Source organism: Spirochaeta lutea, from assembly GCF_000758165.1.
In the GTDB taxonomy this organism is placed as follows: domain Bacteria; phylum Spirochaetota; class Spirochaetia; order DSM-27196; family Salinispiraceae; genus Spirochaeta_D; species Spirochaeta_D lutea.
The window spans coordinates 45,186-67,499 of the sequence record NZ_JNUP01000067.1; the positions used below are offsets into that span (position 1 = coordinate 45,186).

The window sequence follows — 22,314 nt, forward strand, 5'->3', positions numbered from 1 at the left end:
ATGAGCTGTGCCCATCGCAGGGTTTCTCCATTTACCATATCAGCAGCAATGGTAGATGCCTGACCAGCACTTATTTTCATATTGTTGTTGTAAGCAGTAGTAACCAACCCGAGCCCAGGTAAATAAGGTTTGGTACTCAGGTCACTAACTCCAGGAGGAAAACCTCCCCAGCTCGCCGGAACGTAATTTCTCCAGTCATCAGCCGGGGCTGAGGTCTGATTCCAGGTTTCTAGCTGCTGAATGAATTCATTTGCAAGTCCTACCGGTGTTGGATTATTCAGACCCAACTCCCCGAACCACTCACCTATCGCATCCCGCTGGCTCTCCATATGCTGCTGGAATTCAATCGGTGTATCCACTGCCCCATACCATTTTTGGGGAGTTCCATAGCGAATCGGGTAATCATAGGCAACACGGTCGGTACGCCCTTCACTTCTAATACTCGAAAACCCACTGAACCTAATCACCTGCCCCCCGGCAACCGTTCCAGCAGGGGTATGGTACGCCTGACTTTCTTGCCAGTCATTTACCCCATAGCTTTCGTCCCACCACCAGGGCGCGGATTCAGGGTTCGTTTTGTAATCAGGATGGGCATCCCAGGGATTTTCATTGTTCCAATCCACCACAGGATTATCATCAGAGGACTGTTCGGAGATGTACAAATTCGCGCGCCACAGGGCTTTGTGGTCTATGACGCTTGTCCCCGCAGAAAACACAATACTACATCTTGTTCACGTGGCGAACCGGAACTCGCAACCTAAATATCTACCTTAAAGATAATCCGCACCAAGAAGCCGATGCCGAAACTGAAGACGGCCACACCCATGCTGATACCGAACATCTCCCAGAAGCGTTTTTTAAAGTCCAGATCCTTGGCTACCGCCAGGTAATAGTTGAATACCAGGATGATCAATGCGGCAATGGCCAGGGTGATGGGCAGGCTGATGAAGGGATTCGAAAGCAGCAGGTAGGGCAGAATGAGCAGCACTACCGTAACAATGTACGCCAGGCCGGTGTAGATGGCACTCTTACCGGCATTAGGCTCGCCGTCGGCGCGCTTGGACAGGAATTCACTGGCAGCCATGGAAAAGCTGGCCGCAATGCCGGTTATAAGCCCCGAAGCGGCAATGATACTGGGATTCTGGATGGCGAAGGTGAGCCCCGCCAAAGCGCCGGTGAGCTCCACCAAGGCATCGTTCAAGCCCAGAACCATGGAACCCACGTAATCCAGACGCTCCTCCTCGATCATATTCAGGAGCTCCTGTTCGTGGCGGTCCTCGTCCTTCTGCAGTTCCAGGGCACCGGGAACAATCTTACCCAAGTCGGCGTAGTTTACCTGGGCCCGCTCCTCGGCACGCTCCAGGAGCTTAAACCCGAACACAAGCCCGAAGATGCGCACGATGAAATAGTAGAAGAGAGCAAGCAGATAGGCCTTGCCGACCCTCCGGCCGGTATACTCAGCCCAAAAATCGTGGTGGCGCAGCTCGTCATCGGCGATTTTTTCCAGAATCTGCCGGTTTTGGGGGTCCTTGGTTTTCCGAGCAATCCGCAGGTAGATGTCGTGTTCGGTTAGCTCAAAGCTCTGGGCCGTCAGAATGAGCCGCTGGGTTTTTGCGTCGAGGTCGTTAAATTCTTTCTGGATTTCCATACCGATAGAGTACCTCCGGGTGGGCCGCGGGTCAAGGAGGTTCCCATGCCCGGACGGTTCTGCCCGGAGGGGGGCTACCCGGGAGCATGGGAATCACCCTAAGAGACCAGCCTGTCCGTTGCCCAAGGCTTCATTTTTATGTCAAAATAGAGAAATGGCAGTTACAATTACCGATGTTGCCCGGCATGCCGGGGGACTCCAGGGCGATTCCTAATAGTGCCCGGCTACTCTGCCCCGGGAGCCGAGAGCTCAAACTCCGGCCCGGGGTACACTTGACCGTTGAGCTGCAGCTCTATCTGGTGCGTTCCGGGGTAATACCGCCGGGTGGTTACCGGAGCAAAACTGAATTCCTTTCCAACCTCAATCTCCTGCCCCCGTATCAGGGTCAGAACCTGGCCCTTCCAGACCTTGGCAGACCATCTTCCCGAGGCTGTCATCCGATGCATCACAAAATCAGCGGCCACCCGCTGTTCTTCGGGCGCATCATCCCCAACCCTCAACCCCCAGGAGACCTTCACCCGGCCCTGCCACGGAACGGGATTAGGCTCAGCAGCCCCGGCATGTACCCTCACCCCTCGCAGAACCCCGAATCCCATGAGTTCCAGCATCCCCGGATGCCCCTTTTTCACCAGGGTCCTTCCCGCATGCTGAATAAACCGCCGATCCTCATCGCCTAGACCCTGCCAGCCCCGGGGGGAAAACTCCCGGGTCCACGCATCCAATACCTGCAAACAGAATTCAGGGTGATCCTTAGAAATATCGTTCAGATTGTTGGCCACAGACCGCCGCACCGCCTCATCGGGATCACAGCGCAGCCCCCGGAGAAGGGCAATCAGGGGGCTGGGATTCTCAATAAAGGGATTCAACCGTATCCCCCAGGGCAGCCGCGGCCGCAATCCCTCGCTGGCCAGGCGGCGCACCGAGGCCCGAGAGTCACCGGTCCATGTGGTCATCCGCTCCACCGCCCCGGCCGGATCAGCGAGAATCAGGGGCCGAACCGCAAACTCCGCCGAAAAATACCCCGTCAGCTCCCGGAGATGCTCCAACCCCACCCCGGGATCCTCCCGGAACAACTCCGGAATACAGTCCAAAAACGCCATGAACCAAAACTCCATCCCCTGAAACCCCTGCCCCGGGGCCGCCCACCCCTCACAGATGTGGAAAATCTGCTCGGCAGCCCGGTCCGGCCTTCGGGACAGCACCCGGTCCAGCAGGGTCCGGGTTACCAATCTGCTGCGGTCCATAAGCTCCCGGCTCCCAAACCCGCGGATCAGTTCCTGGGCCAGTCCCCCGGATTCCCCAGCCCGGCTCCCCGCTCCGGCTTCCCCCGGCTGCACCACAGTGTATTCCCCCGCTCCGGCTTCCCCCGGCGAAGCAGGGTCGGATGCACCCGCCTCGGGGTTACCCAAACGGCTGACCTCCCTAACCTCGCTGGATTCCCCGGAGGCCCCTGGCGGCGAGGATGTACGGGATGATCCAGGGTTAACGGTCTTCGATATTCCCGGCTCCGGGGGGCATGCGGTACCGCCGACCCCAATACTCAAGAGAAGCTGTTCCAGCCGGTGGGCCCCTTGGTGGCAGAAGGCATCTTTAAAATCCATCAGGCGGTCCTCACATCCAGGCGCAGATAGCCCTCTTTCCCCTGGGCTGCCAGAGAAAGCACCTTGGCAGCCGCCTGGGCGGGGCTGCTCAACCCTCCGGTGGAGTACAGATCTCGGAACCGCTGGACCATGGGGAACTGCTCGGGCCCCCGGGAGCGGATTACCTCCTGCATGGGGGTATCCACCACCCCGGGAGCAATAGCACGGAAGAAGGTTCCGGAACCGCTGACCCCGGCCTCCTGGGCCGCCGCATCCATCACCTGGTCCAGCCCGGCCTTACTGGCGCAGTATGCAGCCCAGCCCGGATAGGCATGGAGGGCCGCTCCGCTGCTCACCGCAATAATCCGTTTATCCACCCGGAGGGTTTCAGCCCGTGCCCCCGGTGCCCCTGCACCTGCTTCCCGGGATGCCCCCGGCGCCCCCGCGCCTGCTTCCTGGGATGCCCCCGGCGCCCCCGAACCTGCATCCCGGACAGATCCCGGCACTCCCGGTGCCCTTTCGCTCTGAGACGCCGAATCCGCCGGTGCACCCGACCCGCCGGGGCCCGAGGCTCGGTCAGGTCCGAGGCGGGAGGATTCTGCCCTCAGGGCGCCCCCGGTCTGGGGACGGGTGGAATCCGGCCTCAGGCCACCCGGTGCACCCGACCCGCCGGGGGAAGACTCCTTCACACCAGCCCCGGCGAAGCCCGCCCGGCCCGCCACCGAGGCGAAGATCCGCTCGAAGGCGGAGATGAAGATCATGGGTGACAGGAGATTCAGGGAGAGGTGGTTCTCCAAGGCCTTGGAATCCGCCTGGGCCAGGGGCGCAACGGGATCCAGGGTCGCAGCATTCAGGATCAGCCAGAGGGCCTCGGGTTTCCCGGAGGTTCCCAGGATGTCCAGCACCCGGGCGTACAGCCCCTCCAGGAATTCCGGAAGGGCGGCGCAATCCCTCAGGTCCTGGTGTATCACCTCCAGGGCTCCCCTTCCCTGGCGCCGGGAATCTGGCAGGGGCATTTGAATCACCCCATACTCCTTCAATAAACCCTCAAGCCCCCGGGTCGACCGCTGAATAGTAATACAATACCAACCCTGGGCAAGAAGCTCTTCGGTCATCGCCAGGCCCAAACCGCTGCTGGCGCCGGTAATCATTGCCAATTTCATGGTCTCGCTTTTCCCCCTCATATTCTTCTAGTACAATAGTAGTATAGGCAAAAGGAGCAGGACATGAAACCAAGGCCGCAATCCATGGACGATCCGGGATTCCGTAAGCTCACCATCCGGCAGCGCCGGGCCGTTCTGGCAGAGGATCAGGGCCTGGACTTTTCTCAAGGTGATTTGAATGCCACCCAGGCCCGGGACGAGATCCTTGATCTGGCGGATGTAATGGTCGAAACAGCCATAGGCATCATGCCCGTGCCCCTGGGTATTGCCCGGGGGTTCCTGATAGACGGCAGACAGATCTCCATTCCCATGGCCACCGAGGAGCCCTCGGTCATCGCTGCCGCCAGTTTCGCAGCCGCCCAGATCGCCCGGTACGGCGGGTTTACCACCTGGGGCCACAAGCCTATTATGACCGGCCAGGTGTACGTTGTCTTTCCTCCGGATGATCACCGGAACAAGGAGACCCTGGCCGAGGAGCTGAACCGCCATGAGCCCGAGCTTGCCAAGATTCTCCAGCCCATCCTAGAGCCCATGACCCGGCGCGGCGGAGGCTACCGGGGTATGATCGCCGCCTGGCTCCCCGAGAGCGAAACCCTTCGCCTCCATGTCCACCTGGACGTCCGGGATGCCATGGGGGCAAACCTGATCAACACCTGCATGGAGGCCCTCAAGCCCCGGATCGCCGCCATTACCCGGGGTGAGATTCTCATGGCGATTCTCACCAACCGCGCCGACCAGCGTCTAGCCGGGGCCCGGTTTGTGCTTCCCCTGCACGCCCTCAGCCGGGGCGATTTTCACGGCATGCCCCTGGCGCAGCGGATACTCCGGGCTTGGCGGGTCGCGGATACCGACCCTGCCCGGGCGGTGACCCACAACAAGGGTATTATGAACGGTATCAGTGCGCTGGCCCTGGCGACGGCCAACGACACCCGGGGCATTGAGGCCGCAGCCCACGCCTGGGCGGCCCGGGACGGCCACTACCGCTCCTTGAGCAGCTACCGGATTGATCATGAAAATTTAGTAGGGGAGATTGAGCTTCCCCTGCCCCTGGCTACCGTGGGCGGAGGAGTAGGATTCCATCCCGCCGCCCAGGCAGCCCTGAAGATTCTGGGAAACCCCGATGCCCAGGGCCTGGCACGCTTCGCCGCCGCCCTCGGCCTGGCTCAGAATTTCGCTGCCATATCGGCCCTTACCGGGGAGGGAATCCAGGCCGGCCATATGCGGCTGCACGCCGGGCGGTTAGCCTTCGCCGTGGGTGCCCGGGGGCCGGAGATTCCCGAACTGCAGCGGCGAATCGCCCGGGAAGGCGTATTCAACCGGGCCACCGCCCAGGCGATTCTCGGGGAAATGCGCAGCGAATCTCCCTCGGCATCCGGCCAGCCCTCAACGTCAGGCCAGACCCCGAAATCCGATTCGGCAAAACAATCTCAAGAGGACGGATAATGTGAAATCCACCAGCACCGCGGTTTGCACCGCCAGGCCAAGCCTGGCATTGATGAAATACTGGGGAAAGGAAGATTTGGGCCAGGGTGATCCCTACACCGGTAGAAACATCCCCGCCACCCCGAGCCTCGCCGTAACCCTGGAGGGCATTGAGACCCGAACCGAGGTCTCCCTCTTCAGCACCCCTGCCGCCCCTGCTGACCCGGCTGCCCCGGAGCTTCCGACACCCCCCCCCGCCCCGAACCCCGGCACGTCAACCCCCGGTGGGGCCGCGGACAGCATCTCTATTAACGGCACAGCCCAACCGGTGGAACAGTTCAGGGATTTTTTCAACCTGCTGCGCCGGCGCTTTGCCGCCTGGCGCCGTGAAAACCCCCGGGCCTTCACCATCCCCGATTCCCAGGTCCCCGTCTTCCAGGCCGAGAGCAGCAATACCTTTCCCACCGCAGCGGGTCTCGCCAGTTCCGCCAGCGGTCTCGCAGCCCTGACGGGCGCCGCTGTGGCTGCCCTGATCCGGCCGGAACTCCGACCGACCTGGTACACCGCCCTGGTTACCCAGGAAGGGGAACTGCAAAATCAGATTCAAACCAGTCTCCAGGCCGCCCCGGGGGGATCGGCCCTGGAAATCCTCCAGACCCTTTCCCGGGATCACCTCAGCACCCCCTCCTGGCCCGCAGAACTCACGGGACTACCGGACACCTTGGAACTCAGCCGGATAGCCCGGGCCGGCTCAGGCTCAGCCAGCCGCTCCATTTTCGGCGGTTTCACCCTGTTCCCCCCAGGGGCCGTACAAGCCCTGCCGGTCGCGCCTCCGGCGTTTTGGCCGGACTTCCGCATCGTACTTCTGAGACTCACCAGGGACCAGAAACCCCTCTCAAGCCGCCAGGCAATGAACCGCACCAGGGATACCAGCCCCTACTACCAGGCATGGCTTCAGGACGCCCCGAAACAAACCGACAAAGCCATCCAAGCGCTCCTAGCTGCCGATCCGGCTGAACTGGGACGCCTAACACAGCTTTCGTATCTACGGATGTTCTCAACCATGTTTTCCGCGGATCCTCCGGTGGTGTACTGGCTGCCTGCCAGTTTGCAGATTATCCGGCTGGCCCAGGATCTGCGAACCCGAGGCCTTCAGGTGTGGGAGACCATGGATGCCGGTCCCCAGGTCAAACTCCTTACCACCGCAGCCGATCTGGAGGAGGTGCTCCACGGCCTTTCCTCCGCCCTCCCGGCCATTGAACCCGTGGTCTGCAAGCCAGGCCGGGGATTGGAGTTCAGTCATGCATCATGAGCCGGCGCTCACACTTACGGTTCCCGGAAACATCCTGCTTTTCGGCGAGTATGTAATCCTCGAGGAAGGGGGATTAGGCATTGCTGCCGCACCGGGGGTCTACGCAAGACTGACCGCCGATCCCATCCATGAATCCAGCCCGGGCCTTATAATCCTGGAAGGGAAGATGGAAACCCACGGGCCGGGCAGGAGCTGGTTCTTGGATACCCGGAGCGATGATCCCCTGGACAATACAAAACCGGTCCTGCTCCACAGTGTGTGGAGGACCCTGGGCTACCCGCCGGTCACCCGGGGCTGGCGCCTTACCCTGGATACCAGGGAGTTTGTCTATCCCGACAACCGAAAACGGGGATTCGGCTCCAGCGCCGCTGCGGCCGTTGCCCTAACCGCCGCCTTGATGATTATCTCTGACCACCCCGAGGGTGCCGATCCAGCCCGGGTCTTCCCCCGGGCCTTGGATGCCCACCGGCATTTTCAAGGCGGCCGGGGAAGCGGCTACGATGTGGCAGCCAGCTGCTTCGGGGGAACCGGGATGTTCACCGGGGGGGCTCAGCCAGAATGGACGTCATGCCATCTACCCTGGCTGCCGTATCTTGGAAGCTATCCCGGCCCCGAGGAGATTGCTACCCCGGGTTCCATTACAGCCTACACCCGGTGGGTTTCCGGCCACCCCAGTAAACACCAGGCCCTTATCCAGGACCATAACCATCTCCTCAGGGCCCTCACCGAGGCCGCCACCTGGAACACTGCCCAACCCCTGGCTGAAAACCTTGCTTCCCTATCCCTAGAACTCGGGAGAACCATCGGCAGGTCTGCGGAAATCCCTCCCCCTCCCTGGCCGCATATCTACTACAAGGCATCGGGAGCCGGGAACGAACTGGGGGTATTCTTCTCCCAGGAGGAGGAACCGGGGAATCTGAAACTAAGTTCCCGGGGACTCCAGGTAATCCGGGCTAAAGGATTCTCTCCCTCGGACAGATAATCCCTGGCCCAACCTTCCCGGCTTGGGGTATGATAGGATCACGTATCGGAGGAAAAAAGAATTATGGATCAGATAGTCGGCAGGGCTTCGGGTAAACTTCTCCTGTTCGGAGAGCATGCAGCGGTCTACGGGCATCCAGCCCTGGGCTGCGGATTATCAAAAACCTGCAGTGTTACCCTGATTCCCGAGCCCCAAAGCACCGATCTTCGGTTGCCCTACCTGGAGGAATTAGCCCCCGAGGCATCCCAAGAGCTCGTCACCACCATGAAACGTCTGGTCCCCGGTTTCACCCTGCCCGGAGGCACCTTCCATGTGGAAAGCGACATTCCGGTGTCGGCAGGGATGGGATCATCTGCGGCCCTCTGCGGAGCCCTCTCCCAGATTTTACTCTCCCTGGCAGGTGAGGACCATCCCGGTCTGCTCTCCCTGCTCCCCGAGACCGAACACCTGGAGGGCTGGAGCCCCGAGGAACGGCGCTTCCACCTCCTATGGTACATCGCCAACGAGCTGGAACACGTCTTCCACGGCACCCCATCGGGAATTGATACTGCCCTGGCGCTTTCACAAGGAACCTTGGCGCTCTTCCCCCGGCCTCGTCAGCTGCCCGACGTTCTGCCCCTGGCCGATCCGGGGCTACCCCTGCTCATCGGAGCCCTGCCCCGGCAGAGCAGCACGAAACAACTGGTTTCCTCCATCCGGAGCGCCATGATTAAGGAAGATCCGGATACCGAAGAAGCTATGGAGCACCTGGGCGACTGCGCCCACCGGGCTATTCAACTCCTGGAAACCCCAACCCCCTGGGATCAATGGACAGCCGCAAGCCGGGTCACCCTGGGTCAGACCATGAACCGCGCCCATCAGATCCTCTCGTCCCTGGGGTTATCCACAGCCCAGGTAGACCAAATCCTGACCAAAGCTGAAACCATGGGAGCCCTGGGTTCAAAACTCAGCGGCGCCGGAGGCGGCGGCACCTTTATCATCCTCGCCAGAGACAAGGAATCAGCTGCCGACATCGCTGGCGGTCTGAATGACTATGCCCGCCAATCGGGTATCGACCTGCTGACCCCCCTGACCCTCATATAGAACTCATAGTGCGCAAAAGGTTGTAACTCTGCCCCTCGACGGCACTATTCCTGGGGTCGAACCCGGGGTGGCGCCGCTAAATCTGGGGTAGTTTACAACCTTTTGCGCACTACCTATCCTATTGAAACGTGGTTATCATCTAACCCCGGGTACGGCTTCCGGATTCGCCCCTGGACCGCTGGGTTAGCAGCAGGGGTTCTCCTGCCCCGTCCCCGTCCTTGGTATTGAAATAGGCTACAATCTCCCGGAGGCTTCGGGCCTGCCCGGTCAGCTCCTCTGCGGTTGCCGCCAATTCCTCGGAATGGCTGGCATTCTGCTGGATCGTCCGGTCCAGCTGATCCACCGCCGTACTGATCTGACGCACCCCGGCGTCCTGCTCCCGGCTGGCATGGGAAATTTCCTGGATCAACTCGCTGGTCCTGGCAATCTGGGGCACCATCTTATCCAGTAACTCCCCGGCGCGTTCCGCAATGGCCACACTGGAACCCGAAAGATCCCCGATTTCCTCGGCTGCACGCTGACTCCTTTCCGCCAGCTTCCGGACCTCCGATGCCACCACGGCAAATCCCCTGCCCGACTCCCCCGCCCTCGCGGCTTCAATGGCAGCATTCAGGGCTAATAAATTAGTATTCCGGGCGATCTCTTCCACGATCTGGATACGCTCGGCAATGTTTTTCATCGCATCCAGGGTCTTTCGTACTGCATCTCCGCTCTGGGTGGCAATCTCGGCGCTACTCTTCGCAATGGTCTCGGTTTCCGTGGCATGCTCGGCGTTATGTTGGATGGATGCGCTCATCTCCTCCAGAGAACTGGAAACCTCTTCTGCAGCGCTGGCCTGGTTTACAGCACCTTCGCTGATCTCGTTCGCAGCCTCTGCTAGCTGGTGGCTCCCCGAATCCACCTCCCCGGTGGAATTCTGAATATCCTCAACGATCTGCCTCAGGCTGCTTACCATCTGCGCCAGAGAGTCCGTCAGGGTACCCACCTCATCGGAAAATCCCTGTTCCAACACTACGGTCAGGTCGCCCTGGGCAACGGAATTCGCGGCATCCATCGCCTTTGTCATGGGTTTAACTATGCTTTGGCGGATTGCAATGCTCAGGGGCAAGACCACCACCCCCAGGGCGACCAGCAAAATAATGCCGAGCTGCCACAGTATTCTCTGGATCACCTGGTTGATTGCATCCTCAATACCAAGCCGGGCGGCTTCGATATTGTCGATGTAGATCCCTGTACCGAGCCAGTAGGGGGTCCCGGGTACCATGGTAGCGTAGGAGAGTTTGGGCTGAACCCCGGCCCCGGGTTTCTCGAACTGGTACTCTACAAAATCTCCGCCCCGCTGGGCTGCCGCAGCCAGTTCCCGAACGTAGTAAACCCCGTCAGGATCGGTACGGTCCCCGATGTCTTGACCCTCCAAGGCCGGATTCGGGGGTAGGCCCACAACGGTGGTATTCTCATATAAGAAGTAGTATCCCGAATCATCGGTCTCAAAACGGAAGTCCCGGATGGCCTGACGCATCCGCTCATCACCCTCTTCCTGGGTAGCAGCTGATCCTGCTATGACCGCCAGGGCCTCGGCCATCCCATCAACGGCAATCTGCAGCTTCTGGCGCTGAAAATAGGTCATGGTCTCCGTCAGGGTGGTTGAGCTATTATCCCGGACGCTCCACAGTCCAACGAGGGCGGCAAAGCTCACCCCCAGGATGGCTGCAAAAAAGAGTACTATAAGCATCACCAACCGGCCGGCAATGCTCATCTTTCGTAGTAGGTTCATAGGTCGCTCCTGATTCTGGTTCTGTTTCTATACATCCAGTATAGAGCCTAATTGTGGTATGTAGGGAAAAAACAAGGGGATTTTTGAGTTATTCGACTTCGGCCAGGCTGTCTATCTCATGATCATCCTCAACCAGGGGAATATCCTTCCAGCGCCCGCTTCGGTACCGGAGGAACATTGCAATCCCCATGGTAAGAACAAACCCGATGAACATCAGCCAGACATGCATCGGATCCGCCCGGAACACCCGAATCATAAGCAAGGCTATGCCCGCCATGATCCAGTGCAGGACCCCGGATAGGACCATAACCCAGCGGGTATCCCCAGCACCCCGCAGCCCTCCGCTGAAAACCAGCTGGGTAATATCTGCCAGGGTATAGAGAGCAGCCAAGCGAATCATAACCTCAGCCAGGGCACGGACCCCCGCATCCTCACCCGCCATTCCCCCGGTAAAGGTACTCACCAGGGCTGGGGCGCCGAAGACGAAGAGCAGCGACATGATCCCTGCATACACATATCCGGTTTTTAGGGACAGAAAAATCGACTTTTTCGCCCCCTCGGGGTCCCCTGCCCCGACGTGCTGCCCTACCATGGCGGTAGTGGCAATGCCCAATCCCACCATAGGAATAAAGGCCACCATATCGTAGTTGAAGGTGATGGTTACCGCGGCAGCCACATCGGTCCCGTAGCTGTGCATGAGCTGGAGGAACACATTAAAGGCAAATACATTAATAAAAAGCTCGGCCCCGGCGGGCACCCCGAAGCGCAGCAGCTTCTTCATGAGCCTGCCCCGGATACGCCAGACCCCGGAGCTGCGGTGGTCCCGATACATCTGATGCTTCAGGTAGGCGATTCCCAGAAACAGGGTAATGGTCAGACTGCCCCCCAGGGTCCCCAAGGCGGCTCCTTCCATACCCATGGCAGGAATTCCGAAGGCACCGAAGACAAGTACGTAGTTTAAGGGGATGTTGATGGCCATACCCAGAATATTGGCCAGCATCACCACCCCGGTCTTCCCGATACCCAGGAAAAATCCCACAAAAACATTCCGCAGGAACAGGAACACCGACCCGTACATAAGGATGGTAAAGTACCGTGATTCCAAGGCGATCTGTACCGGACTATGCCCTGCCAGGGTAAAGGAATGCAGTACCAGGGGAATAAGCCCCAGAGCCAGGGGATAGAAGAACAGAGACAGCCAGAACCCCTGACCGATGGTCTGTACACAGGCGCCGTAGCGCCGGCTCCCGTAGAACTGGGCCACAATGGCGTTTACGTACCCCACGATTCCGGCAAAAAAGCTTCCGAACACAAAGGAGGAAAGGCCCCCGCTCATGGCGGCTGCTAGATGTTCCTTACCCAGCCAAGACAGGAACAGCCGGTCAACAAAGAGATTAACCGTCTCCGATGCCTGGGATACGATCATGGGAAAACCGATCCGTACCAACTTCCTGAAGGAAGGCGGATCAACGGAGTACTGTCTGTCTGTCATACTGTACCTCAAAGCCTAAGAAATGGTTTCTTAGTGCGCAAAAGCTTGTAACATTCCCAGCTCGCGACGCTATCTCTGGGACCGAAACCCAGGCAACCCCGCTATATCTGGTGTAGTTTACAATCTTTTGCGCACAATCAAATGGTTTGTGCGCAAACGGAATGAGCCTACCCCCAGCCCCGGGTGTAGAGTCTCTGCTTTACAGGAAACAATCCGTTTAACACACGGCCGAGCTGGTCTCGGCAGGAAGAAGCCCATTTAGCATATCCGTCCCGGATCTGGTCTGGGGACTGAATCCATGAACCGGAGGCATTCAAATCACCCTGACTATGGGAAATCATAGACTCCAAACCCTGCCGGTCCACCTCCAGATGGAATTGCAGTCCCAGAACCTTGCTGCCCAGCCGGAAGGCCTGTTCCCTGCAAGCCTTGCTTTGTACCAGATTTATGGCCCCCGAGGCAATACTGAACCGCTGTCCGTGCCAGTGCAAGACCTGTTGCTCCTTCATCTGGCCCCAGAGGTACCCGGACACGGGAAACCAGCCGATTTCAGGCTCCTCCATGGGCTGAACCTCAGCACCGAGACTGGCAGCAATAATCTGAGCTCCGAGACAGATTCCCAACACCGGAAGATGTTCCTGGATCGCCCGGCGGACAAGGATCATTTCCTGGGTCAACCAAGGATAGGTTTCGGTCTGATCAACATTCATTGGGCCGCCCATCAGAATGAGCCCCGAACTTTTAGCCAGCTCCGGGGATTCCGGCAGGGCTTGACCGTCAAAGACCCTGCGGATCTGCCAGGGATACCCAGCCTCCTCCAGGAGATCCGGAATGATCCCCGGTCCCTCAAAGTCAACATGCTGAATGATATATACCGTTCCTGAACCCTCAGTCATACCCATCCTCCTTAATATGACTCATGCCAGTATAGACCCGAAGTAGGGGCTTTGGTATAGTGGAATTTGCCATGATGAACCCGGAACAAAAACAGAAACTGAAGAACCGCCTGACCCGGATCCAGGGCCAGATCAACGGTATAAGCCGGATGATCGAAGATGACCGGTACTGTGTTGATATTCTTACCCAGACCCGGGCCATCACCGCTGCCCTGCGGGCGGTGGAGGATCAGGTCATGGAAAACCACCTGAACACCTGCGTCACCGATGCCATCCGGGGAGGTTCAAACCAGGATCGGCAGGAGAAGATCACAGAGGTACTTGAGGTGATGAAAAAATTCCGCAAACACGGGTAACCGGGGGTACCTGGTATGGTTCAGCTCTCATCCCTGTTTCTGACCCTGGCAATTCTTCTCTTTTCAAACCCGGACAGCCTAGCACCCCCTGCCCTCACTAACCGGCCCGCCAGCCTTATCCTGGGAAGCAGCACCATGGGAACACCCATCCAGGCAACCCGTTTTGGGAGGGGGCCTAAGGCACTGGTCCTATCCCACGGCATCCACGGTGCCTTCGAGGCTAACACCGTAGAGTTAGGAGAGTTTTTTCGCCTGTTTTTCAGCCTCTACCCCCCGCCCTCCCAGCTTTCGGTGTACATCATCCACAATCTGAATCCAGATTCCTTTGAGCTCTCCAAGAACCAGTGGAAGGGGGAGCGGGTTCTCAGCCGGTTTAACGCCCGCATGGTGGATCTCAACCGAAACTGGGAGAGCCAATCCTGGAAACCCAATGTGTCCTTCGCTGACTCATCATACCGGGGTATTGGCGGTCCTCGGCCCTTTTCGGAACCCGAGACCAGGGCTTTCCGGGATTTTTTGCTGGCCCTGCAGTCCCAGCATCCCGAGCTGTTGGTGGTGAACTACCACTCCTACCGGTTCTTAGAGGAGAAACCCGGCATCGTTCAGCCCGCATACAGCCCGGGACATGTTCCGGTACCCCAGGCCTTGGAGGCGGCCAATGATTATGTACGGTTTACCGATCTTGAGGTCATCACCGCTTGGGATGAATATGAGGTTCCCGGGGAGTTTCTGAGCTGGGCGGGCGAACAGGGCATTGCAGCCTTGGATGTAGAACTGGACAGCATCGAACCGCCGTGGCAGGCCCATCTTTCGGAGCATGTAAGCGGGGTCGGGCAGGTCATTCAGGGCTTTATTCAGGGTTACGGGCCGTAACCAGGGTTTGGGCCAGTTCCAGGGATTCTGCTGAGGATCCAGGGGTCTGGCGGGGGAAGAAGATGGTTACCAAAATTCCCCGGCCGCCCTTGGGGCGTGAGTCTATCCGGATGGATCCCCGCAGCGCTTGGGTTGTGAGGGTGTGAACGATGAACATCCCCAAACCGGTGTTCCCTCTGCCACGCCGGGTCGTAAAAAACGGCTCAAACACCCCTTGAAGTTCCTCGTGGGTCAATCCGCGCCCGTAGTCCCGGTAGCGGAATACCAGCCGCCCCTGGGAAGCATGGCGCAGACTCACCAAAATGCGAACCGGTTGATCTGGCTTGTAACCGTGTTCCAGGGTATTGCTCACCAACCGGCTCACAATCGCATCGAAGACCTCCGGATCACCGTACATGTCCAACCCCGGAGAACAACTCACCCGCAGATCCACCCGGCCGCGGTCCTGGGCTATTGACCGAATAATGGCATTCTCGATAACCCCCCGAATCATGAACCGGCGCTTGAGCTGGTTAGTCACGTCCGACGACAGGGACCGGAAATTCTCCATCAGGCCAACAATTCTATTCAGACTCTCGGTCATTCCCTCGGCTGCATTTCCGGCCTGGTCCAAGAACCGCGCAAGCTCACTCCGCCCCAATCGGTTCTCCTGGAACAGCTGGAGAATCTCGGTAATACGATCTCCAAGAAAGGTCGCTAGGGTCAATCCGGATCCAATCGGGGTATTGATCTCATGGGAGATTCCCGCGACCAACCGCCCGAGACCGGCGATTCGTTCCGCCCTATCCAGTTGTTCCCGGGTTGATTCTAAAATCCGCTGCCTTCGCAGGGCTTCTTCCACCATCCACAACCGTTTCATAACCCCAGCTACCTGAAGCCCAATGGTCTCGGGAATTCCCATAACCCGTACATCGGTCATACATACCAGATAGCCGTACACCTCATTCCCTACCCCCAGTGGCACCAGGACGGGGGCTGAGTTCCGGCCGTCGGATAAATCCTCCTCCTCGGGGAGCACCTGCCGGGGATCGATAAACTCCATGGAGTTGCCCGGGAATTGCTGTTGTGAAGGGCGTTCCGTTCCAGGATAGCGACGGTAGTCAGAAATAGAAACCGTCTCTGCGAGGTATATAGGCAGTTCCTGGGGTGATTCGTTGAGGACTTGCAGGAGATGATCGCGGTCTACAGGCTCGAGGGTCCGGCAGCACCAGAGCCGGCTGATCCCGGATTGATCCAAGAGCTGCCCCGCTTGGGAAAACAGGGCGTTTAAATCCTCCTGTTTGAAAAAGAGCTGATCCACCAAAATGCGGCTATGCTGCATATCCCGGATACTAATTTCTTCATGGAGCATTGCCCGCAGGCTCTCCACATCCTCTACACGCTGGGGATCATAGCCCCCGGGGCTAGCGGGCATGGACCCCCGGTAGACCGGATGGCTGGCCGCCACGGAAATCTCTTCGGCCTCACTGCCGTCCAGAAGGGTGAGCATATGCTCAGCAGCGAGCTGTCCCATTTCCCGGGCGGGATAATGCACGCTGGTTAATCCCCCCTGAAAGGCCCCGGCATACTCAAAATCATCGAAGCCGGCCACAGCTACATCCTCGGGAACCCGGAACCCCGCCTCCCGCAGCCGGGAGATAACCCCGAAGGCGGTAAGATCGTTGGCACAGAACACCAATCGCGGCAAGGGCTCAGTACTGTTGAGGAGGGCGTCCGCTGCCCGCTGTCCCCCGGGGCCGGTAAAATCACCCTGGACAATCTGATGATCAGCGGGCTCCATGGAAACCTCCCGCAGGGCATCCCGCCAACCTTGATACCGGTGCTGCGCCTCTTGGTTATCCTGAGGCCCAAGCACAAAGGCGCAGGGGCGGTTATGTAATTCTCCAGCCCACTTGGAGACTATTTCCCGGGTCAGATCGTGCATTCCTGTGTAGTTATCCGCCAAAATCGAAGGGACCCCTGGAAACGACATCCCGATACTAACCACGGGTCGCGGATACAGGGCGGCCATAAACCGGTGTATCTTCTTCGGACCGGAGGCGTACCCCAGGCCTCCGGAGTACACCAGGAACCCGTGAACATCTAACTGCCGAACCCGTTCATATATCCAGACGCCGGGTTCATCCTCATACCCCTGGGCAGAGAAATACCCGCCGGACACAACGATAGCCTGAATCCCAACCTTCTCCAGAGCACGAACCGCAGGAATACAAATCTCCTGATCAATTTTAAAGAGGAGGGTTGGTACAATGACGGCGACCCGAAGGGTATTTTTTGACATAGGTATCTGTTAAAAGACTAGATGGGGATTGCAAGTCTGTCAATAACGATTTTCACCGGGGCCGACCAGGATGGGGTTTGACACATGCATCCCTGCAACTAGGATAGACAATTCGCTTCCCTGGGTGTACAAAGAAGGGGGCTCAGTCAAAAACGGGTTCATCCTGCGCACTCAATAAATCATTTGACCGTCACATAGACCCGTGATACCCTAGTTTATTGGTAGTTCCAACTTACCTGATGTCCCGGATACCACCTGGAGTGTAACATGCTCATAAGCAAGCAGACCCAGAATAAGCTGAACATCTCCCGCATACTCCACCTCATCTGGAAGGAACAGGGCATCAGTCGTTCGGATATTGCCCGACGCCTAAGCTTGGATAAGTCTACCATTACCGACGCAACCCAGAAGCTCCTGGAAACGGGGGTCATTGAGGAATGGAAACAGGGAGAATCAAAACCTCGGGGAGGACGCCGCCCGACATACCTGCGGATTAAAAACGGCTTCGGTATTGTGGTTGGCATTGAGTTCCGGCCCGAATCCTACCGGGCTGTTTTCTGCGATCTCCGGGGTGACATACTGCACTCTTTCAGCGGCGTTCAAGAGGTGCAGTCGGGAACCATAACCCCCGCCCTCTCCGACCTCATCACAAACCTCTGCTCCCAGGCCCAAAACCTGAACCTTCCGGTCATCGCCATCGGCATAGGGCTGACCGGGATTGTAGATGTTCGGAAGGGTCGTATCTTATACTCCATTCCCTTCCAGATATACGAACCCCAAAACCTTGCCGAACAGCTGATAGAAATTCACCATCTGCCCATCCTGATAGAGAACGATGCCAATGCCTGCGCCTGGGCTGAATTGAACAACTCAGATTACAATAACCATGCCAATTTCTTAGCCCTCCTGGGGGAGATTCCCCCGGCCATACCCCTGGAGGAAACCACCCATGTGGACGCCTTCTCTGTGGGGATCGGCCTGGCCTTCGGCCGCCGGGTCTACCATGGTACCGATAACTTCGCCGGAGAATTCCGGAGCATCTTCTGGGCCGGTGAAACTGAGGGACAGTTCTCGGTAAGTAAGGCAGATCTCACCCGGTTCGCCAGCGATTCCCGGGTGCGGGAGCAGATCTTTTCCGAGCTGGCACGACAGATCGCCCTACTGGTGAACACCCTCAACCTGAACGGAATCTTTATCTGCGGTGGAATGGAACGCTATTCCTCGGAGTTCATCCCTCTGCTGGATCACTACATCAAAGAGAACTGGTCCTATGAAATGAGCATAGCCCGGGATCTACCCCTGCTGAACTCCAGCTACGGTGATCTTGCTGTGGCGGTGGGATCTGCTGCGGTTATTCTGGACACCTTGTTCGGCATCCCCGACTACCACCACGAGGACGGCGGGTTATCGGGACGCATCCGCGATCTAATCCTCGGTCATATGGCTCGGAGCTAATACGGTAAATTAAACAGTCCCGCCTTTATGATTCCATCACCCCCCCTAAAACCTTCGATAGTGCGCAAAAGCCTGTAACTTTTGACCCCGGCGACACCACCCATGGGTGGACTTATAGGTTGCACCGCTATATCTGGTGCCGTTTACAACCTTTTGCACACTATAACCATTTCATCCTCCAGAAATTGGCTATAGGGAAGCAAAAAAAGGACGTTCCCGCCCTGACGTAATTCACAGGGCATGGGAACGTCCAAAAAAGGCCGCTATACACCGAAGGTATGGTAACCGATCCAGGAAACCGCAGCCCCAGGAGGAGGCACGAGACTGCGGTTTATGGGGTTCAAGGAACCCGGAAACCCGAACTACGGAGCGTTCAGGCCGCCGGGGAACAACTTATCCCTTGATTGCACCCCCCACTACCCCCTGGGTAATCCGCTTATTGAAGGCAAAATAGACAATCATTGCCGGTGCGGCGGCGATAACCAGGGCAGCTAACTGCCAACCCAATTCCGTTCCTGTCAGACTGGAGAAGGAGTACACCCCGACAGGAAGTGATTTTGTCGTTTCAGAACTTGCAAGGACTAGAACCAGTAGGAACTCATTCCAAATTCCCAAGGCACTGATAATCCCTGCCGTCACGATAACCGGCGTGGTCATGGGCACGATAATGGATGTGAACATCTTCCACACCGAAGCACCGTCAATGTACGCCGATTCGATCAAACTATCCGGCAGACCCTTAATGAACTGGCTGGTCAACATGGTGGCCAGGGGTAATCCGAAGGCGGTGTACACCAGGATAATCCCTACCCTGGTATCCGTCAGTCCGATGGAGCTCAGCATGAGGTACAGGGGTATAATGACCGAGTTGATACTAATCAGGTATCCCACCCCCACCAAAGCTGTGACGGCATTGGATAACTTGGGCATTCCCAGTTTCGAAACCGCGAATCCGATCATCAATGCGAACAGAATAATAAGGAAGGTGGAAAGCCCGGCATACAACAGACTGTTCATGAACTTGAATCCCAATCCGCCTCGCTCAAAGGCATTGCTGTAGTTGTATAAAAACAGCTCCCAGCCGATCTTCCTCTCCATGGAACCATGGAGCTGGTCCCCGGTGATGATGTCGCCGGGTTGGATATTGGCGATTTCCTGGGGTAACTCCGACCGCAGGGGGTAGAATACAAAGAGTCTACGCCCGGGAGATATGCTGGTGGACTCCAGGATAACCCGGTCGTCAATGGTGTCCTTGAATTCAGCCGGAACGCGGACATTCAGGCTTAAAGGGATTACCCGGAATTTATGATCCCCGGCATTAAAGAGGGTACTGGGAAAAGCGAAGGTATCCCTTGTCAGCTCTTCGTTAGATTTAAAGGAAGAGTATCCCATCCAAAACAGCGGCAGGATGGTTATGGCTGCCCAGAGGATGAAGATCGTATAGGACAAAACCTGGCTGATAACCTGTCCGGGGGAAACCTTCCTAACCTTTTTTGGTTGAACCAAACTTACTTCACTCATGGTTTAATACTCCTCCCCGGCGTTCATTTTTTTAGCTATCCAGTTGCTCAGGCCGATCATCACCACGCTGATTACCACGATGGCATTAGAAATGGCCGATCCGTAAGCGAAACGCAGCGGATTTGTGTAATCCTGGAAGGCCGTCTGGTACATATAAATGGGCAGTACCATGGCGTTATTTCTCTGTAATCCCTGGGTTGTAATGGAGAAGATCAACTCAAACCCCTTCAAGGACCCCGCAATAGCCAGTATGGCAGATACAAGAATGGTACCGGAAAGCAGGGGCACAATAACCCGGGTAAATATTTGCGGCTCAGTGGCACCGTCGATCATGGCAGCTTCAATCATACCGGTATCGATCTTCTGAAGGTTTGCCAGGAAAATAACCATGTAGAATCCGGTGTACACCCAAATCAGGGCAAACCCGATGGGTATCATGACAGTTTCTGCCCTCAACATGAGGGTAAACTGGGCAGTCGGGTCTCCTGTGAGCAGCTGTAACAGCATTGCCACCGGTCCATCCGCCTGGAACATCCGCTTCCACAAAATACCAATAACAATCATGGATAAGAAGTGGGGCAGAAAGACCATGGACTGGAAGAAACCCCTTGCCTTCACCTTCTCCCGGAAGAGGATGTAGGCAAGAATAAAACCAATGGGAATCTGACCAAAGACCGATACCGCCACTACGATCAGGTTGTTTTTCAATGCGTGCCAAAACCATGGGTCTGAGAGCATTTGTTTATACAGATCAAACCCCACATAGCTCCATTCGCCGCTGGCGTTGGGGTTAAAATTAGTAAAACTGAGCCACACGGAATACACAATTGGATAGGCGACAATCAACAGGTAGATGGCGAGTCCGGGAACCACCATCCAGATAAAGGCTGCCAGATTTCTCTTTTTTTGCACGTTTTAACTCCTAAAAAATACCCCGGGAAGGGGTACCGGATTTACTTCTATTGTAAACCCGGATCCCTTCCCGGACCAACACTTGAAACTCTAGTTGTTCAGCAGACCTTGAACTTCTTGAGCAACTGCCTGTGGGGTAGATGCACCAGAAGCGATCTTCTGCATACCAGCGTTCAGAGCGTCGTTAGCGGCTCCGGCAAGGAAGGCGTCGATAACGTCGGTGTTCAGAGCAGTCTGAGCAAGCTGAACCTTCTGCTTGTTGATGGTAGCCAGTTCATCGGGTACTACGAAGTCTTTGAGAATCGGAGCAACGATGGCACCATCCAACAGTCTCTGGGTGGTTTCTTCGTGGCTGTAGAAGTACCGGAGGAACTTCAGAGCAGCATCACGTACGGCAGGATCGGATGCACCGTCTTTGGTAAGACCGTAACCAACCTGGATTGCAGCAGCTACAGAACCAGCGGTAGCAGCTTTTTCTCCGGGCAGCTTGGGTAAGGGCAGAAGCAGGGTGTTTTCAGCAACTTCAGGAGAAGAGGTAGCGATATCACCGGCAACCCACTGACCCTGGATCATGGCAAGAGCCTGACCGTTGGCGTAGTTAGCAATGTTCTGACCGTAGTCTACCAGGACAGCGTTCTCGGAGAGTACACCGTCGGAAACTGCGCGGTCGATGAAGGCCAGGGAGTCCACGAATACCTTGTCGGTGAAGCTATTCTGACCGGCAACAGCCTTGCTTACCCACTGGGGATCGCCGGACATACGAGCGATAACTGCTGACATGAAGCAGCTTCCCCATGCCCAACCGTCGGCACCGTCGATGGACCATACATCAAGTCCAGCTTCCCGGGCTGCAGGTACAAGGGCTACCCACTCTTGGTAGGTGCTGGGTACTTCATAGCCGAGATCGTTGATCAATGCTTCGTTTACAAACAGAACGGTGGTGATGTTACTTGTTCCCAGGGGAATTTCGTAGATCTCTCCGTTGGGTCCCATGGGGGGAATCAGGTTCATGTCGTAGTAAGCGGGATCAATCCATGGGGTGTGGTCAACCTGCTGGCCGGCTTCCTTCCAGGGAGCTCCCCAGCGAGCATCAGCACCCATGTACGCCAGATCGGGTACATCGTTGGCTGCGAGACGGGCAGTTACCTTCTGGTGATATGCTTCATCATAGAGAAGCTCATACTGAATGTCGATGTTGGGGTTGGCTGCCTCAAACTCATCTACAATCCGCTGCCAGTTAACACCCTCGGCATTGGAGTTGTTACCGTAAGCCATGGTATTTACCACAACCTTACCGCTACCGGAGCTGGCAGCTTCCTGGTCGCCGCCGGCAAATACCAGTCCGGCTACCGCGAGAAGAGCAATTGCGAACATTGCTATTCTTCGAATCTTCATACGTACCTCCTTACAGATACCTGAGCGCCCACAGAATTGGTTTTATGGACGCCCGTTTTGCCTTGTTTTCGCCGTCAGTACATCAATGACGGCTTATTAATTGGAGTTTCCAATTAACTATACTTTAGGATTACCATGGCCTGGGTGAGTTGTCAAACAAAACTTTCGG

Annotated in this window: 18 protein-coding genes; 7 read left to right on the plus strand and 11 right to left on the minus strand. The window is 57.2% G+C overall.

Features of this window, described 5'->3' with window-relative positions; all coding sequences use genetic code 11:
• The 4 genes from DC28_RS16550 to DC28_RS15760 all read right to left on the minus strand — a co-directional run.
• Positions 1-623 (minus strand): hypothetical protein (locus DC28_RS16550; RefSeq protein WP_238565811.1); only part of this gene is annotated, 623 nt, incomplete at its 3' end.
• Between the two features lie 134 nt (positions 624-757).
• Positions 758-1,648: a VIT1/CCC1 transporter family protein gene (locus tag DC28_RS11760; protein ID WP_037548884.1), complete on the minus strand. Its 891-nt coding sequence runs from the start codon at positions 1,646-1,648 to the stop codon at positions 758-760.
• 224 nt (positions 1,649-1,872) lie between these two features.
• On the minus strand, positions 1,873-3,249 hold the full coding sequence (locus DC28_RS15755) for a hypothetical protein (protein WP_052078826.1): 1,377 nt from the start codon (positions 3,247-3,249) through the stop codon (positions 1,873-1,875).
• Positions 3,249-4,391 carry an SDR family NAD(P)-dependent oxidoreductase gene (locus tag DC28_RS15760; protein ID WP_052078827.1) on the minus strand — a complete coding sequence of 381 codons (1,143 nt, stop codon included), beginning with the start codon at positions 4,389-4,391 and terminating at the stop codon, positions 3,249-3,251. The genes DC28_RS15755 and DC28_RS15760 overlap by 1 nt, the downstream gene beginning before the upstream one ends.
• A gap of 63 nt (positions 4,392-4,454) precedes the next feature.
• Here DC28_RS15760 and DC28_RS11775 point away from each other — a divergent pair, with 63 nt between their 5' ends.
• The 4 genes from DC28_RS11775 to mvk all read left to right on the plus strand — a co-directional run bounded on the left by DC28_RS11775 (position 4,455) and on the right by mvk (position 9,190).
• A complete protein-coding gene (locus DC28_RS11775; protein WP_081942165.1) occupies positions 4,455-5,834 on the plus strand; it encodes a hydroxymethylglutaryl-CoA reductase, degradative in 1,380 nt (459 codons plus the stop codon).
• A gap of 1 nt (position 5,835) precedes the next feature.
• Positions 5,836-7,125: a diphosphomevalonate/mevalonate 3,5-bisphosphate decarboxylase family protein gene (locus DC28_RS16465; RefSeq protein ID WP_037548886.1), complete on the plus strand. Its 1,290-nt coding sequence runs from the start codon at positions 5,836-5,838 to the stop codon at positions 7,123-7,125.
• Positions 7,115-8,107 carry a GHMP family kinase ATP-binding protein gene (locus DC28_RS11785; protein WP_037548888.1) on the plus strand — a complete coding sequence of 331 codons (993 nt, stop codon included), beginning with the start codon at positions 7,115-7,117 and terminating at the stop codon, positions 8,105-8,107. Before DC28_RS16465 ends, DC28_RS11785 begins: the two co-directional genes overlap by 11 nt.
• A gap of 63 nt (positions 8,108-8,170) precedes the next feature.
• The gene (gene mvk / locus DC28_RS11790; RefSeq protein ID WP_037548890.1) at positions 8,171-9,190 is read left to right on the plus strand and encodes a mevalonate kinase; all 1,020 of its coding nucleotides are present in this window, start codon (positions 8,171-8,173) and stop codon (positions 9,188-9,190) included.
• A gap of 139 nt (positions 9,191-9,329) precedes the next feature.
• Here mvk and DC28_RS11795 read toward each other — a convergent pair whose 3' ends face one another.
• The 3 genes from DC28_RS11795 to DC28_RS11805 all read right to left on the minus strand — a co-directional run bounded on the left by DC28_RS11795 (position 9,330) and on the right by DC28_RS11805 (position 13,352).
• The gene (locus DC28_RS11795; protein ID WP_052078829.1) at positions 9,330-10,964 is read right to left on the minus strand and encodes a methyl-accepting chemotaxis protein; all 1,635 of its coding nucleotides are present in this window, start codon (positions 10,962-10,964) and stop codon (positions 9,330-9,332) included.
• An 88-nt stretch (positions 10,965-11,052) separates the two neighbouring features.
• Positions 11,053-12,456, minus strand: a complete 1,404-nt coding sequence (locus DC28_RS11800) for an MATE family efflux transporter (RefSeq protein WP_081942169.1) — start codon at positions 12,454-12,456, stop codon at positions 11,053-11,055.
• A 167-nt stretch (positions 12,457-12,623) separates the two neighbouring features.
• Positions 12,624-13,352, minus strand: a complete 729-nt coding sequence (locus tag DC28_RS11805; RefSeq protein ID WP_037548895.1) for a type 1 glutamine amidotransferase — start codon at positions 13,350-13,352, stop codon at positions 12,624-12,626.
• A 71-nt stretch (positions 13,353-13,423) separates the two neighbouring features.
• Between DC28_RS11805 and DC28_RS11810 the strand changes: the two genes are divergently transcribed.
• Both DC28_RS11810 and DC28_RS11815 read left to right on the plus strand, forming a co-directional pair.
• The gene (locus DC28_RS11810) at positions 13,424-13,708 is read left to right on the plus strand and encodes a metal-sensitive transcriptional regulator (protein ID WP_037548897.1); all 285 of its coding nucleotides are present in this window, start codon (positions 13,424-13,426) and stop codon (positions 13,706-13,708) included.
• A gap of 15 nt (positions 13,709-13,723) precedes the next feature.
• Entirely contained in the window at positions 13,724-14,581 is an 858-nt protein-coding gene (locus DC28_RS11815) for a M14 family metallopeptidase (protein WP_037548900.1), read from the plus strand.
• On the opposite strand, the gene DC28_RS11820 is transcribed toward DC28_RS11815, so the two are convergent.
• The gene (locus DC28_RS11820) at positions 14,559-16,862 is read right to left on the minus strand and encodes a substrate-binding domain-containing protein (RefSeq protein WP_037548903.1); all 2,304 of its coding nucleotides are present in this window, start codon (positions 16,860-16,862) and stop codon (positions 14,559-14,561) included. The genes DC28_RS11815 and DC28_RS11820 overlap by 23 nt on opposite strands.
• Before the next feature lie 267 nt (positions 16,863-17,129).
• On the opposite strand from DC28_RS11820, the gene DC28_RS11825 reads away from it, so the two are divergent.
• Entirely contained in the window at positions 17,130-18,317 is a 1,188-nt protein-coding gene (locus DC28_RS11825; protein ID WP_037548906.1) for an ROK family transcriptional regulator, read from the plus strand.
• 393 nt (positions 18,318-18,710) lie between these two features.
• Here the strand turns inward: DC28_RS11825 and DC28_RS11830 are convergent, their stop codons facing one another.
• The 3 genes from DC28_RS11830 to DC28_RS11840 all read right to left on the minus strand — a co-directional run bounded on the left by DC28_RS11830 (position 18,711) and on the right by DC28_RS11840 (position 22,145).
• A complete protein-coding gene (locus DC28_RS11830; protein WP_037548909.1) occupies positions 18,711-19,838 on the minus strand; it encodes a carbohydrate ABC transporter permease in 1,128 nt (375 codons plus the stop codon).
• Positions 19,839-19,841: 3 nt separating this feature from the next.
• Positions 19,842-20,750 (minus strand): carbohydrate ABC transporter permease, encoded by a 909-nt coding sequence (locus DC28_RS11835; protein ID WP_037548911.1) that lies wholly within the window; start codon positions 20,748-20,750, stop codon positions 19,842-19,844.
• A 90-nt stretch (positions 20,751-20,840) separates the two neighbouring features.
• On the minus strand, positions 20,841-22,145 hold the full coding sequence (locus tag DC28_RS11840; protein ID WP_238565812.1) for an ABC transporter substrate-binding protein: 1,305 nt from the start codon (positions 22,143-22,145) through the stop codon (positions 20,841-20,843).
• Positions 22,146-22,314 lie beyond the last annotated feature (169 nt).